The organism is Nonomuraea sp. SBT364, from assembly GCF_001083785.1.
GTDB lineage: Bacteria > Actinomycetota > Actinomycetes > Streptosporangiales > Streptosporangiaceae > Nonomuraea.
The window spans coordinates 1-14128 of sequence record NZ_LAVL01000200.1 but is presented as its reverse complement, the minus strand read 5'-3'; the positions used below and the strand labels follow the sequence as shown (position 1 = coordinate 14128).

Sequence of the window (14128 nt, the reverse complement as noted above, 5' to 3'; positions counted from 1 at the left end):
CGCCGGAGGTGTGGGACGGTCACGCCGGCCCCGCCGCCCGGGCCCTGGCCGAGACCGTGCGGGAGACGCACGGCCTGGCCACCCTCGATCTCTCCGACAGCTACACCCTCGCCGGAGGCCAGGCCCTGCGCATCCCGCAGGTGCTGGCCGAGCTCGCGCGGCGCGGCTGGGAGGGCCTGACCCTCAACCAGCTCGCCGGCCCGGCGCCGCTGGGCGCGCTGGCCTCCCGGCTGGCCCAGGGGCGTCTTCACCAGAACCAGGCACATTCGGAGTGAGCATCATGAACCACGCAACCACCGGCCAGGTGTCCAGGACGCAGCGCCTGGTCGCCTCGGAGCGCGAGCTCCGCGACGCGATAGCCCGGGACCTGCCCGGCGAGGACCTTGCCAGCCTGGTCGTCATGGGCGGCCACTTCATGCTCTTCGAGGACGCGACGTCGGGGCGGCTCGTCCCCGGCGTCATCGAGGAGCAGGCGGACGCGACGATGCGCCGCCGCATCGCCGGCCGCGTCGGCGTCTTCCCCGGCTACACCTGGCAGCTGTCGGCCGGGCTGCTGCGCGACTACGCCGCCGAGGGCGTCGACTCCCGGCTGCTGCTGCTCGTCAACGACTGGCAGTACGTGCCGTCGGCGGGCCGGCCGGCTTCCGAGCTGCGGGCGGAGTTCTTCGCGGGCTTCACCGCGCTGCCCGCCTCCTACGAGGAGATCCTGCGCGATGCCGGGCTGTCGGCCTCGGACGTGCTGCCGAGCAGGAAGCACCCGCTGGCCTTCCCGGAGACGTGGCTGAAGTACCGCTTCCAGAAGTCCGCCGACCGGCTGGTCAAGCAGGGCCGCCTGGAGAAGCGCTACCTCGACTCCGGGAGCGGCGACAGCGAGGTGGCCTTCCTCGACGCCGACGGCAACTACCGCACGCTGATCAGCTGCGGCATCACCGGCTGCGCCGGCGAGATCACCGAGATGGTCGCCGAGGTGTACCGGGCCGGCTACCGGGCCATCCTGATCTTCGCGCCGGGCGAGTGCCTGATGCCCGTGCAGACCGGCGTGGACATCGCGCTGAGCCTGTACGACCTGCCGGGCATGCGGGTGGTGATCGCCGATCCCGGCGGCAGCGGCGAGATGTCGGCCGAGGAGATCTACGGCAAGCTCGTCACCGTCACCACGTTCCGGAGCTGACGCCATGAAGGTCATCTATCTGGACGGCTGCGCGACGACGCGGGTGGACGACGAGGTGTTCGAGGCGATGCTGCCGTTCCTGCGGGAGGAGTACGGCAACCCGTCGTCCCCGCACGTGCTCGGCAAGCGGGCCAGGCGGGCGGTGGACGAGGCCGCCGCCTCGGTGGCGGCGCTCATGGGCGCCGACGCGGGCGAGGTGGTGTTCACCTCCGGCGCGACGGAGAGCAACAACCTGGCGCTGCTCGGCGTGTTCGGCCACGACGACCGGGCGCCGGTCAACGGGCTGTTCTGCCCGACGGACCACAAGTCGTCGCTGACGATCGGCAAGGCGCTGGCCGAGCGTGGCGTGGACGTGCGCGCGATGCGGGTCGGCCCCGACGGCCGGATCGACCTGGATCATCTGACCGGCCTGCTCGACCTGCACACGCGGGTGGCGACGGCCGCGTGGGTCAACAGCGAGATCGGCACCGTGCAGCCGGTGCCGGAGCTGGCCTCGCTCTGCCACGAGGTGGGCGCCCTGCTGCACGTGGACGGGGCGCAGGCGGCCGGGCGGATCCCGCTGCGGGTGCGCGAGGCGGAGGTCGACACGATGGCGATCTCCGGCCACAAGATCCGCGGCCCCAAGGGCGTCGGCGCGCTGTACGTGCGGCCGGAGATCCGGCACCGGCTGCGGCCGGTCATGTTCGGCGGCGGGCAGTACGAGCTGCGCAGCGGGACGATCCCGGCGCATCTGGTGGTGGGGCTGGGCAAGGCCTGCGAGCTGGCGCTTGCCCGGCTGGAGGCCGAGCGGGCGCGGGCCGCGGAGCTGCGGGCCACCGCCCTCGACATGCTACGGGCGGGGCTGCCGGGCGTGCGGGTCAACGGCGACCCGCGCCACGCCGGCACGACGACCGTGCCGCACGTGCTCAACGTGGTGCTGCCCGGCGTGCGCGGGGAGAGCCTGGTGTCGAGCCTGTCGTCGGTGGCGCTGGCCACCGGGTCGGCGTGCAACTCCGGCTCGCAGGAGCCGTCGCACGTGCTGACCGCGATCGGCCTGAGCGCGGAGGACGCCAACAGCTCGGTCCGGATCTGCCTGGACGCCCGGATGCCGTTCGAGGATCTGGTGCTCGCGCTCGACCTGGTCGTCGAGCGGGCCCGCGACCTGGCCGGCGTGGTCGTCGCCATGGGCGCTCAGGCTCCCTTCAGCCCGTCTTGAGGAACTTCCTGGCCGCTTCCACCCCTGCCTGGAAGCGGCTGGTGGCGTCCAGGTCGCGCATGAGCGTGGCGATGTGCCGGCGGCAGCTTCGCACCGACATGCCGAGCTTCCTGGCCACCACCTCGTCGGTGTAGCCCTTGGCCATGAGCGCGGCGATGGACTGCTGGAGGTCGTCGGCGACGGTCGCGTAGCCGAACTCGACGCCCTCCAGCGGGGTCGCGCTCTCCCACAGGTGGTTGAACATGTCGAGGAAGAACCGGGCGATCCCCTGGTTGCGCACCCGGGCGAGGGAGACGTCGCCGTCGCCGTCGCCGAACAGGGCGACGAGCGAGCGGTCGAAGACGATCGCCGAGCGCGGCACGTGGCTGACGGTGTAGACCTCCACGCCCGCGTCGGTCAGCCGCTTCATCGCCAGCCGGGTGCCCACGTCGGCCCGGCTGCGGTGCTGGCAGATGACGCGCACCGTCACGCCCCTGGCGACCAGGACCAGGTACATCTCCGACAGGTCGCCGGCCTCGCCGACGCCCGCCTGAAGGACCAGCAGCTCGTCGCGGCAGGCGTCGCCGGCCGTCTTCAGGAAGCCGCGCACCTCCATGGCGCCCACCAGGTACTCCACGGTGCTGCGCGCGGGCTCGCCGCCGAGGACGCCGATGCCCTCGCGGATCTGGTCGATGAGCTCGCGCCGCCGGTAGATCTCCCGCTCGACGGAGGAGACCAGCGAGGCGACCGCGAGGTCCGGGTCGACGGGGACGAACCGCCCGATGGTGGCGGCGTCCGCGCGCAGTAACCGGCTCTCCACCAGGTGCTGGACCGCCTGACTGACCAGGTGGACCTCGATCCCCAGGTCGGCCGCGGCCACGTCTACGGCCTCGATCGCGCCCTTGCGGGCGGCGTAGTGATAGACGTCGGTCACGTGCCCGCCGTCGGAGGCGGACCGGCCGGTGAACAGCGTTGTCATGGACATGGTCGTCACTCCTTCTCTCACGCCGGCGTACGGCGGCTGAACAGGACAAGTGAGGTGAACAGGAGCAGGGCCGCCATCGCGGCGAGCACGCCGAGCTGGGGCAGCACCGCGCCGAGGCCGGTGCCGGGCTCGGCGAGCCGCAGCAGCGCGTCCATCCCCCAGGCGTGCGGGAACAGGTGGCCGAGGGCGTTGAGCACCTCGGGCGAGGACTCGCGCGGCCACAGGCAGCCGCCCAGCATCCCGAGGACCACGCCGAGCGGCGGGCCGATCGCGGGAGCCTGGTCGGGCGAGCGCAGCAGCGTGCCGGTGAGGATCGCCGCCCCGGTGGCGACGAGCGCGAACACGCCCACGACGGCCGCCACGCCCACCGGGTCGCCCCAGGAGACGCCGAACACCAGCGCGCTGACCACGACGATGAGCGCGGCCTGCGCGAGGGCGACGAGCAGGCGGCTGACGGCCTCGCCGAGCAGCACCGACCGGCGCCGCACGGGCGCGGTGAGCGCGCGCTGCAGCATGCCGAGCCGGCGGCTCTCGACGAGCGCGGCGGCCACGGCCATCGAGTTGATGAACGTGAACAGCAGCAGGTTGGCGGGCGCGGTGTAGGCGAAGCCGCGCGGGTCGCCGCCGCTGCCGGTGGCGGTGCCGGTCACGCCGACGCGGCCGGACTCGGCCTGCGCCTGCCGCACGTAGCCGGCGGCCCGCTCGGCGGTGGCTCCGGCGGCCATGGCGGCCCGGGTCGCCTCCTGGACGGCGGCGACCTTGGCGACGGCGCCGTCGACGGCTCCCCGGGCGGCCAGGCCGCTGCCGTTGGCCTGGGTGACGACGAGGTCGAGGCGGACGGCGCCGGGCGCGATGATCAGCCCGGCGGCCAGCGACCCGGACCGCACGCCCGAGCGTACGTCGTCCGCCGCGGACATGGGCCGTACCTCCAGGTCGGGGTGCGCGCGCAGCTCGGTGAGCAGGGCGGCGGTGACGGCGTCGGAGCCGGCGGCGACGACGCCGACGGGCAGCCGGGAGGAGCTCGCGCCGCCGAACGCCATGCCGACGAACAGGATCGACACGAACGGCATGACGACCATGAAGAACAGGCCGGTGCGGTCGCGGGAGTGCCGGCGCAGGTTGGCGGCCACCAGCGCGGCCACGGGACGCGGGCGGGGTGTCCCGGGAAGGCGTCTCACAGCAGCATCCCCTTCCTGAAGCCGAGGACGGCCAGGCCGCCCGCGCCGAGCGCGATCGCCAGCAGGACGCCGACGGGGCCCGCGACGGCGCTCACGCCCGCGCCGGACCCGGCCAGCTCGGCCAGTGCGGTGGCGGTCCAGCCGTTCGGGGTGAGCAGCGCGACCGTCTGCAGCGGGCCGGGCAGGCTGTGCAGCGGTACGAGGCTGCCGCCGAGGAAAGCCGCCACGAACGAGATCACCATGATCACCCCGTCGGCCTGGGCGTCGGTCCTGACCCGGGCGGCGACCAGCATGGTGATCGCGGCGGCGGCCAGCACGTGCGCGGTCAGCACGGTGAGCACGGCGAGCGGTTCGCCCCAGGTCGAGCCGAAGATCAGGGTGCCGGACGCCCAGGTGGCGCAGACGCTGACCATGGCCAGCCCGAACCCGACCACGGCCTTGCCGGCGACCGGGACCCAGGCGGCGAGCGGCCCGGCGCGCATCCGGTCGAGGGTGCCGAGCTTGCGCTCGGTGAGCAGGCTGCGGAAGGACGCGCCGACGACGAAGAAGGCGAACAGCGCCGCCATGCCGGAGCCGTAGTAGACGGCCAGGTCGACCTTGCCGCCGGCCAGCGGGTCGCCGGTGAGCGTGAGCGCGGGACCGGCGGCGCCGTTGCGCTCGACCAGCTCCTTGACCTCGTCGCCGGGCACCCCGGCGAGCAGCGCGGCGCGTACGGCCAGCGTCCTGGCGTCCACGACGGCGGAGATGCGGTCCACGACGGCGCTCGCGACCACGCCCGCCAGCGGCGATCCGGCCGAGGTGAGTACGGTGACGTCGCCGCCCTCCCCCGCGCCGACGCGGGCGCTGAACCCGGCGGGGAAGACGATGGCCGCGCCGATCTCGCCGGCGTCGAGCGCCCGCCGCGCCTCGCGGTCGCCGGGCAGGTCGCGCAGCGTCACGCTGCCCTTCAGCTCCTCGGCGGCCGTCACCTCGCGGCGGACGCTGGCGGGGAACTCGCCGCCGTCCAGGTCGACCAGGCCGATGGTGGCGCGCAGCGGCGGGTCGTCGCCGCCGAGGGCCAGCCCGAACAGGGTGGCGAGGGTGACGGGCACGATGAGCGCGATGACGATCGCGGTGCCGTCGCGCAGCCTGGTGCGCAGTTCGAGTGCGCTCACCGTGAGCAGGGCGCGCCACATGTCAGTCCCGCAGGGTGGTGCCGGTGAGATGCAGGAAGGTGGCTTCGAGGTCGGGTTCGACGACCTGGGTGGCGGTCACGGTGGCATGCCCCTCCACGGCGGTGATGAGCGACGGCAGCAGGTACCTGCCGCCGTCGGCGAGCAGGCGCACGGACGTGTCGCCGGTCCTGGCGGCCTCGCTCACGCCCTCGACGGCGCGCAGCTTCTCGAACGCGGCCCCGACGTCGCCGTCGAGCACGAGTTCCACGGTGTCGGCGCCGCCGACGAGGGAGACCAGCTCGCGGCGGGTGCCGTCGGCGACGATGCGGCCGTGGTCGATGATCGCCACCCGGTCGCACACCCGCTCGACCTCCTCCATGTAGTGGGAGGTGTACAGCAGCGCCATGCCGTCGGCGACCAGGTGCTCCAGGCCGTCGAGGATGGCCTTGCGGCTCTGCGGGTCGACGCCGACGGTGGGCTCGTCCAGGATGAGCACCTGAGGGCGGTGCAGCAGGGCGGCGCCGATGTTGACGCGCCGCTTCATGCCGCCGGAGTAGGCGCCGAGCTTGCCGTCGGCGCGGTCGGTGAGGCCGATCAGGTCGAGCACCTCGGCGATGCGGGCGGCCAGGCCGCGGCGGGGCAGGCCGAACAGCCGGCCGAAGAAGCGCAGGTTCTCCCGCCCGGTCAGCTCCGGGTAGAGGGCGATCTCCTGCGGCACGTAGCCGATCCGCGCCTTGGCGCGCAGCGGCTCGCGGGCCAGGTCGACGCCGCCGACCAGCACCGTGCCGGCGTCCGGCCGCAGCAGGCCGACGAGCATGGAGATCGTGGTGGTCTTGCCCGCGCCGTTGGGACCCAGCAGGCCGTACGCCTGGCCGCCGGCGATGGACAGGCCGACGTCGTCCACCGCGACCAGGTCGCCGTAGCGTTTGCCGAGCCCCAGGCACGACAGCGCGGCGGTCATCGCAGCCATCCCGGCGCGTCCTGCGGGTCGCCCTTGCCCGCGGTGTTGGCGGCGTACACCTGCCGGGCCGGGTCGGCGCCGAGCTGGTAGTCCAGCGGGCTGTTGCCGGTGACCCGGTTCCACAGCACGTGGCAGCCGTCGACGTCGTCGCCGCCGAAGTCCTTGGAGGAGCCCAGGACGAGCCCGGCGCCCATCACCGATTCGCCGCTGGGGTGGTTGTCGTGGATGTGGTTGTCGGCGACGGTGACCCGGTGCGTGCCGATCAGGGCGAGGCCGACGCCGGAGATCGGCGGTCCGGCCGCGCCCAGCGCGTCCTGCTCGGCGCCGGCCGCGAGCACGTTGCCGTACAGGTCGTTGCCGGAGACGAGGCAGTCGCGCACGCCGCCTTCCGGCTCGCCCTCGTACACCTGGTTGAGCAGCAGGATGCCGATCGCGTTGCCGTGGCAGGCGTTGGCCGTGACGCGGGCGCCGGAGGAGTTGTCGACGAAGACGCCGAAGGCGTTGGCGGCGCACTCGTTGCCGGTGATCTCGGCGTCCGAGCGGGGGCAGAAGCTGAGTGCGATGCCGCCGTACTGGCTGCCGGAGGCGTGGCAGCGCACCACCCGGCAGCCGGTGGACTCGCGCAGGTAGACGCCCCAGACGGCGTTGCCGCGCAGCTCGGCCTCGGACACGCTCACCCCGGCGGCCGTGTGGGCGTAGACGCCGGCGCCGCTGAAGTCGCGCACGGTCAGCGCCTCCACGCGCACGTCGCCCACCGACGCGCCGTACACGGTGACGCCGCTGACCACGTCGTCGGCGGCGTCGTGCAGCCGGGGGACGCCGGCCGGCCCGCCGCCGCCGGGCACGAGGACGGTACGCCCCATCCCGGCGCCGGTCAGCCTCACGCCGGGGTGCCTGATCCACACGCTCTCGCGGTACGTGCCCTCCTCCAGCAGGATCCGGGCGCCGGGGCCCGCCTCGTCGAGGGCCCGCTGGATCGACTCCCCCGGCCGCACCGTTCTCGTCACGGACATGCCTTCCCCTTCTCCGGCAGGTAGACGATCGCCAGCGTCACGAACACCCCGCCGCCCTCGCCCCAGCGGGCCGCGGCGGCCACGCTCACGGGCCCGGTCCCGGGCGCGCCGGGGTTCAGCCGCAGCAGCGCCGCGCGGGCGCTGGCGCCGCGCACCCGGTAGGCCGCCCCGCCCGTCAGGGGCAGCCCGGTGGAGTCGGACAGCTCGCACGCGGCCTCGTCCAACAGCGGCCGCGCCCAGGCCGCCGGGGGCGCGGTCACGGCCTCGAAGTCGTGCCAGGTGAAGCCGGGCGGCCGCCCGCCGACGGCCTTGATGAGGCTCTCCTTGACGGAGAAGGCGGCCCGGCCGGCGCCCAGGCTCAGCTCGGCGGCGGTGGCGACGTGCCGGGCCAGCAGGTGACCGCCCCGGTCCGCGGCCCTGGCGAGCCGGCCGGCCTCCACGATGTCCACGCCGACGAGGACGGCGGGCGCGTTCACCGGAGCGCTCCTGCGACGAACGATTCCAGCGCCGCCGTGTACTCCCCGGCGCGTTCCACCATCGGGATGTGGCCGCACTCCTCGACGAGGCGCAGCTCGTGGCCGTCCCGCCCGGCCAGGGCCTGCTCCCAGGGCGCCACGGGCGTCATCCGGTCGTGGCGTCCCCAGACGTACAGGGCCGGGCAGGCCACCTTGTCCAGCGCGGGCGGGACCCGGTAGGCGCGGGTGGCCTTGAGGCTGCGGGCCATGGACACCATCGAGTCGGGGCGGGCCAGCAGCTCGCCCGCCTCCGCCATGCGCTCGGCGGAGAAGTGGCAGCCCTCGTGGAAGAGCGCGGCGACCATGCGGCGGCCGAAGTCGTCGCCGGTCGGCCGGATGCTGCCGCGCCGGTCGAAGCTGAGCCCGACGTCCGGGTCTGCCGACAGGCCGGGGGCGCCGCTCACCACGATGCCGCGCACCCGGTCGGGCCGGCGGCCCGCCAGGTCGATCGCGACCAGGCCGCCGAGCGAGTTGGCGCACACGACGACGTCGCCGGCGCCCGCGGCGTCGCAGGAGTCGAGGAGCGCGTCGCCGAGCCGTTCGATGGAGCCGGCCAGCCGCCGGTCCATCGCGCAGATCGCCTCGTTGGTGCGCAGCACGGGCACGCCGGCCCGCTCCAGGCTGCGGTAGGGGTGGTCCCAGATCCAGCCGCCGGCGAACAGCGCGGACATGAACACCACTGCCGTGTCCCCGTCGCCGATCCGGTGCTCGGTGGTGAATTGCGTCGTCAACATGGCTCCAGTCACAGCGTCGGGGCGTCGTCGGGGGTCCAGCCGCACGCGCAGGACGCGCCTGAGGCCACGACCTGAGCGCACGTCGGGCAGCGGGCGTAGTCCCGCGCGGTGGCGGGGTACCAGACGCTGGTGTGGACGCGGGTGCACAGGCCGCTCTTGAAGAAGCGGCGCATGGCCCGCTGGTGCGGCCGGGCGTGCACGGCGCGCATCGACTCGGGCCGGTCGAAGGCGGTCAGCGTGAACTTGCGCCCGCCGACGTCGAACGTGGTCACGCCGAGGAAGCCGCGTGTGGCGCGCAGCGACTTGACGATCTCCACGCTGAGCAGGTCCACGTCGGCGGACTCGGCGTCGTCGCGGATCTCCAGCCAGGTCAGGACGAGCGCGCCGGGGCGCTCGGTGCGGCCGGTGGCGGCCCTGGCGCTCACGCCGAACTCGCGCGTCCCGTCGGCCTCGGGCGTGAACCGCGCCGTGTGGCCGAGCGCCGCCGCGACCGCGAGCCGGTCGAACGTCCGCCGTACGTGCACGCCGTCGGCGCCGGCGGTCACCAGGTCGACGCCGCTCACGGTGACGGTCCCGCCGGTCGCGGGCATGCCCAGGTACGGCTCGCGGTGGTCGGCCGTCAGCCGCCACGTCACGGCGGCGGCGTTCTCGTCGCCGGTGACGCGGTCCACGTCGAAGCGCGCGTTCCTGAAGCGGGCCAGGGTGGCGGCGGCGTGCGCGGCCAGCCCCTCCCCGGCCAGCGGGGTCTCGGTGTCGGGGTCGGCGTAGCTGCCGGCGGTGACCGCGACGGCCGCCGCGTCGCCGGACCGCCACGCCTCCAGGTGCGCCTCGGCGAGCTTCCTGGCGTCCATGTCACTCGCCTCCGTCTTCCGGCAGCCTGGCGGTGCGCACGGCCAGGGCCAGGGCGCGGACGTCGGTGTGGCTGACCGACACCCGGATCCAGCCGTCCCCGGTGCCGGCCAGGGAGCGCAGGTCGCCGTGCAGGCGTACGGCGGGCGGGTGCCCGTCCAGGCAGGCCGGGCCCGCCTGGCAGGCGGGGGTGGGCAGCGGCAGGATCTCCACCTGGCCGAGGCATTCGGCGTCCGCGGGCAGCCCGAGCAGGCGCAGGACCGCCCGCTTGGCGGCCAGCCGGCCGGCCCAGCGCTGCAGCGTCCGGCCGCCGGAGCGGAGGCGTTCCGCGCGCGTGTAGACGACCTCCAGCGGCATGCCGCCGACGAGCTCGCCCGGGCTGCGGTGCCCGGCGTGGCCGACGATCGCGCTGCCCCACCGCCTCACGCCGCCACCCCCTTGGCCAGCCGCCGCACGGTCGCGGGGTCGGCCATGCTCAGGCAGCGCACCCCCGCGCGCCGCGCCAGCCCGGCCAGCACCTTGCTGTCCCCCACCTCGACCAGGGTCGCTTCGGGGGCGATCGCGGCCATCGTGCGGGTCCAGCGGACGCGGCCGGTGAGCTGGTCGACGAGGGCGCGGCGCAGGACGGTCAGGTCGGTGGTGGGCTCGCCGGTGACGTTCGGGACGACGGGGACGCGCGGCTCGCGCAGGGGCGCCGAGGCGACCGCGGCCGCCCAGGCGGGCACGGCGCCGGCCATCAGCGGCGAGTGGAAGGCGTCGCCCACCCGCAGCGGCACGATCTTGGTGCCGGGGGCGAGCCCGGCCAGCCGGTCGAGCGCGACCGGCGCGCCGGACACCACCACGTGCCCCGGCGCGTTCTCCAGCGCCACCACGGCCGGCTCCCCAGGTTCGGAGGCGGCCCCGGCCAGCTCCTCGACCCGTTCCACCGGCAGGCCCATCACCGCCCGCATCCCGCCCGAGGCGGCCACCATGGCCATGAGCCGGGCGCGCAGCTCCACCAGCCGGACCGTGGCGGCCAGGTCCAGCGCGCCCGCCGCGTGCAGCGCGCTCAGCTCGCCCACGCTGTGCCCGGTCACGACGGCGGGCTCGTACCCCTCCTCGTCGAGCACGGCCAGGGCCGCCAGGTTGCAGGCCGTCACCGCGATCTGGGCGTGCTCGGTGGCGACCAGCCGGTCGAGCGGCCCCCGCGCGCACAGCGGCGAGATCGGCCGGCTCAGCAGCGCGTCGACCTCGTCGAGCCGCCGCCGGGCGGCCGGGCTGCGGCGCAGCCAGGCGCCCATGCCGACGCGGACCGTTCCCTGACCGGGGAAGAGATAGCCGAGCATGTGCCGTCCCCTCTAGAGCCGGCGCCGGGGGCGCCGCTCCTCGTGCGCGGGCCGCTCGGTGCCGAGGAAACCGAGCAGCAGCTTGCTGACCTCGTCGGGGGCGTCCAGCGGGAGCCAGTGGCCGGCGTCCTCGATCCGCTCGTAGCGCCACGGGCCCTTGACGTACTTGCCGGAGGCGGTCATGCCCTCCTCCAGCAGCGCCTTGTCGCCCGCGCCCCAGATGCCGAGCGTCGGCGCGTACACGGGCGGGAACGGCCGGGCCGGGCGCAGCTCGGCCGCGGGCGAGCGGTTGGCCCGGTACCAGTTGAGCCCGGCGGTGAGCGCGCCCGGCCTGGCCAGGTCGCGCAGGTAGCGGTCGTAGTCGCCGTCGCGGCCCATGATCTCCTTGAACAGCCGCCAGCCGTTGCGCCGCAGCAGCTCCTCGCTCACGCCGGGGAACTGGTAGAAGAGCATGTACCAGGAGGCCGCCCGCTGCTCCAGCGACGGGGTGGCGAAGACGCCGGGGTGCCCGACCGACATGACGACCAGGTGGTCGAGCCTGCGCGGCATGAGGAAGGCGTACATCCAGGCGATGGCCGCCCCCCAGTCGTGGCCGACCAGGTGCGGGCGTTTGATGCCGAGCTTGAGCGTGAGCGCCACGACGTCGTTGACGATCGTCTGCATGCCGTACGCCTCGGCCTCCTGCGGCTTGCCGGAGTCGCCGAAACCGCGCAGGTCGGGCGCGATGACGCGGAACCCGCCCTCGACGAGCGCCGGGATCTGGTGCCGCCACAGGTAGGAGGAGTCGGGGAAACCGTGCAGGAGGACGACGGGGTCGCCCTCCCCCTCGTCGATGTAGGCGAGCTCGACGTCGTTGACGCGTACGGTCTTCTTCTCGGTCATGCGGTCTCCCTGAACAGGCGCTCAGCGAAGAACTCGCTGAAGCCGAACTCCGGTACGTCTTCGGGGGCGACCATGTTGAGCAGCCCGGTCACCTGGGCGGCGAAGTTGCGCGCCATGAGCCTGCGGACCCGGCGCCTGCGCTCCACGGCGGCCGGCCCGAACTCCACGTGCAGCCTGCTGATGATGGAGGCGCCGAAGTCGAGCCGTTCCAGCCGTGAGCCCCGCTCCTCCACGTACGGCGCGAACGCCGAGGGCGACCAGTCGGCGGAGTCCAGCAGGATGTCGCAGACGGTGCGGGAGTCGCGCATGGCGCACGAAAGGCCGGTGCCGAGCACGGTGTCGGCGTTGCCCGCCTCGTCGCCGATGAGCACGACGCCCTCGGTCAGCGGCGGCCCCTCCGGGACGCTCGACACCGACGGCCACACCGACAGCGGACCGGCGGGCGTCGCCTCGGTCACCGCCTTGCCCCGGTCGGGCAGGCACTTCAGCTCGTAGGCGGCCAGGAACCGCTCGACGCCGCCCGGGCCCCGGTAGCGGTGCTTGTTGACGGTGGGGAAGTTCAGGTAGAGGCGGGCCCGGCCGTAGCCCTGCGGGAACACCATGAACATGACGTCGCCCTCGGTGCCCATCGCCTGCACGTCCGGCGGCCAGCCGTCCATGCCTTCGACCATCATGCCGCCGCCCCAGTGATGCATGGAGTTGCGCATGGTGACGCCGATCTGGCGGCCGACCGTGCATCCTCGCCCGGTGGCGCCGATCACCAGGCGGGGGCGCAGCTCGTGCTCGCCCTCCGGGGTCCGGTAGGTGACGACGGGCCGCTCGCCCGGGACGACGCCGATCCTGGCCGCGTCCATCACCAGCCGGGCGCCGCCGGCCACGGCCTGCTCGGCCATCAGCTCGCACACCGCGTGGTGCGGGAACGACATCGGGCCGCCGATGCCCGGGATGAACCGGGTCATGTCCACGGCCTCGACCTCGTCCTCGGTGACGGCCTCGTCCCAGGTCATCCACTCGCGGATCTCCCAGGCGCCGCCGGCCGAGAAACAGTCGTCGACGCCCAGCCGCTGCGCCTCCCTGATCCCCCAGGGCGCCAGCCACTCGCCGCGGACCAGGTCCCGGTAGGCGTCCTGCTTCTCCAGCAGCACCACCGACACCCCGCCGGCGGTCAGCTTGCAGGCGGCGGAGGCGCCGGCGATGCCACCGCCGACGATGACGACGTCGGGCTGCTCGGGTCGGGTCACTGCCCCCACCTCTCCCAATAGGTCCGTTCACTGGCGCTGTAGCGGGCGGCCGGGCGGAAGTCGCCGCCCAGCGTGTAGGCGACGGGGATCATGCACACCTGCGTGACGCCGGACGGGATGCCGAGCAGCCGCCCGGCCTCCCGCTCGTGCGGCACGTGCAGGCAGGTGATCGTGCTGCCGAGGCCCCGGCTGCGCAGGGCCAGCTGGAAGGACCAGATGGCCGGGAAGATCGAGCCGTAGAAGATGCTGGCCCGGGTCTCGCCGTGCTGCACCAGGTGGCCGGGGTCCTCGGCGACCTTGTCCGTCATCCGCGTCCGCCAGGCGGCGTTGATCGCGGCGATGTCCGGCGGCCGGCCGAGCACGCACGGGATCACCAGCACGGGCACCGCCGCGATCGTCTCCGTCAGCGCCCGCGCCGAGTCGTAGTTGCGGCGGGCCTGCGCGTCGTTGCGCCGCCGGCCGGCGTTGGTCCACATGTCGTTGCGGTGGAAGGTCCACGACGAGCGGATCATCTCGGCGAGCTTCTCCTTGACGCCCGCCTCGGTGATCACCAGCCAGCGCCAGTTCTGGTGGTTGTTCGCGGTCGGCGCCTGGATCGCCACCTCCAGCGCCTCCCGCACGACCTCCCTCGGCACCGGCCGGTCCAGGTCCAGGCGGCGGCGTACCGACCTGGTGGTGGTCAGCAGCCGATCGGTCTCGGCCACGTCGAACGGCGTCCCGCTCACACCGCCTCCAGCAGGACGGCGCCGCGTACCGAGTCGTGCGCCGCGGTCAGCGCCACCGCCTGCCCCACCGGCCCGCCCAGCTCCGGACTCGCCACGTACGAGCCGCCCCCGGCGGGGGTGGTCACGGCGGGGGGGGGGACCGTCTCTTTTTAACATCTCCCAGCCCCCCGGACCGGAATTGATCTCCTTTGCCGGCTTTTTCTTTTAAAAAAAAAAAAAAA

At 74.1% G+C, this 14128-nt stretch carries 17 protein-coding genes; 3 read left to right on the top strand and 14 right to left on the bottom strand.

The annotated features are described in order from the left end of the window. The 3 genes from ADY59_RS52000 to ADY59_RS42205 all read left to right on the top strand — a co-directional run. On the top strand, positions 1-275 hold a 275-nt coding region (locus ADY59_RS52000; RefSeq protein ID WP_197094109.1), incomplete at its 5' end, for a hypothetical protein. Positions 276-280: 5 nt separating this feature from the next. Beyond that, entirely contained in the window at positions 281-1171 is an 891-nt protein-coding gene (locus tag ADY59_RS42210) for an LPD16 domain-containing protein (protein ID WP_049575333.1), read from the top strand. A gap of 4 nt (positions 1172-1175) precedes the next feature. Next, entirely contained in the window at positions 1176-2366 is a 1191-nt protein-coding gene (locus tag ADY59_RS42205) for a cysteine desulfurase family protein (protein ID WP_049575332.1), read from the top strand. Here the strand turns inward: ADY59_RS42205 and ADY59_RS42200 are convergent. Genes ADY59_RS42200 through ADY59_RS53600 form a run of 14 tightly spaced genes read right to left on the bottom strand, consistent with a single transcriptional unit; the run spans position 2353 to position 14032 of the window. After that, positions 2353-3330: a hypothetical protein gene (locus ADY59_RS42200; RefSeq protein ID WP_049575330.1), complete on the bottom strand. Its 978-nt coding sequence runs from the start codon at positions 3328-3330 to the stop codon at positions 2353-2355. The genes ADY59_RS42205 and ADY59_RS42200 overlap by 14 nt on opposite strands. 17 nt (positions 3331-3347) lie before the next feature. Further along, entirely contained in the window at positions 3348-4508 is a 1161-nt protein-coding gene (locus ADY59_RS42195) for an ABC transporter permease (RefSeq protein WP_049575328.1), read from the bottom strand. Next, complete coding sequence (locus ADY59_RS42190; protein ID WP_197094108.1) at positions 4505-5662, bottom strand: ABC transporter permease; 1158 nt, start codon at positions 5660-5662, stop codon at positions 4505-4507. The genes ADY59_RS42195 and ADY59_RS42190 overlap by 4 nt, the downstream gene beginning before the upstream one ends. A 22-nt stretch (positions 5663-5684) precedes the next feature. Then, positions 5685-6632, bottom strand: coding sequence for an ABC transporter ATP-binding protein (locus ADY59_RS42185; protein ID WP_197094107.1), 948 nt, complete (start codon positions 6630-6632; stop codon positions 5685-5687). Next, the gene (locus ADY59_RS42180) at positions 6620-7636 is read right to left on the bottom strand and encodes a right-handed parallel beta-helix repeat-containing protein (RefSeq protein WP_049575319.1); all 1017 of its coding nucleotides are present in this window, start codon (positions 7634-7636) and stop codon (positions 6620-6622) included. The genes ADY59_RS42185 and ADY59_RS42180 overlap by 13 nt, the downstream gene beginning before the upstream one ends. Continuing rightward, entirely contained in the window at positions 7627-8112 is a 486-nt protein-coding gene (locus ADY59_RS42175) for a 4'-phosphopantetheinyl transferase superfamily protein (RefSeq protein ID WP_049575316.1), read from the bottom strand. The genes ADY59_RS42180 and ADY59_RS42175 overlap by 10 nt, the downstream gene beginning before the upstream one ends. Then, complete coding sequence (locus tag ADY59_RS42170) at positions 8109-8885, bottom strand: alpha/beta fold hydrolase (RefSeq protein WP_049575313.1); 777 nt, start codon at positions 8883-8885, stop codon at positions 8109-8111. The genes ADY59_RS42175 and ADY59_RS42170 overlap by 4 nt, the downstream gene beginning before the upstream one ends. 8 nt (positions 8886-8893) lie before the next feature. Then, the gene (locus ADY59_RS42165) at positions 8894-9736 is read right to left on the bottom strand and encodes an ester cyclase (protein ID WP_049575311.1); all 843 of its coding nucleotides are present in this window, start codon (positions 9734-9736) and stop codon (positions 8894-8896) included. A gap of 1 nt (position 9737) precedes the next feature. After that, entirely contained in the window at positions 9738-10160 is a 423-nt protein-coding gene (locus tag ADY59_RS42160) for a phosphopantetheinyl transferase (protein WP_049575308.1), read from the bottom strand. Next, on the bottom strand, positions 10157-11059 hold the full coding sequence (locus tag ADY59_RS42155) for an ACP S-malonyltransferase (RefSeq protein ID WP_049575306.1): 903 nt from the start codon (positions 11057-11059) through the stop codon (positions 10157-10159). The genes ADY59_RS42160 and ADY59_RS42155 overlap by 4 nt, the downstream gene beginning before the upstream one ends. Before the next feature lie 12 nt (positions 11060-11071). Further along, entirely contained in the window at positions 11072-11941 is an 870-nt protein-coding gene (locus ADY59_RS42150; RefSeq protein WP_049575304.1) for an alpha/beta fold hydrolase, read from the bottom strand. Next, positions 11938-13182 carry an FAD-dependent oxidoreductase gene (locus ADY59_RS42145; RefSeq protein ID WP_049575301.1) on the bottom strand — a complete coding sequence of 415 codons (1245 nt, stop codon included), beginning with the start codon at positions 13180-13182 and terminating at the stop codon, positions 11938-11940. Before ADY59_RS42145 ends, ADY59_RS42150 begins: the two co-directional genes overlap by 4 nt. After that, positions 13179-13907 carry a nitroreductase family protein gene (locus tag ADY59_RS42140; RefSeq protein ID WP_049575300.1) on the bottom strand — a complete coding sequence of 243 codons (729 nt, stop codon included), beginning with the start codon at positions 13905-13907 and terminating at the stop codon, positions 13179-13181. Before ADY59_RS42140 ends, ADY59_RS42145 begins: the two co-directional genes overlap by 4 nt. After that, complete coding sequence (locus ADY59_RS53600; RefSeq protein ID WP_269433687.1) at positions 13904-14032, bottom strand: hypothetical protein; 129 nt, start codon at positions 14030-14032, stop codon at positions 13904-13906. The genes ADY59_RS42140 and ADY59_RS53600 overlap by 4 nt, the downstream gene beginning before the upstream one ends. Positions 14033-14128: the final 96 nt, after the last annotated feature.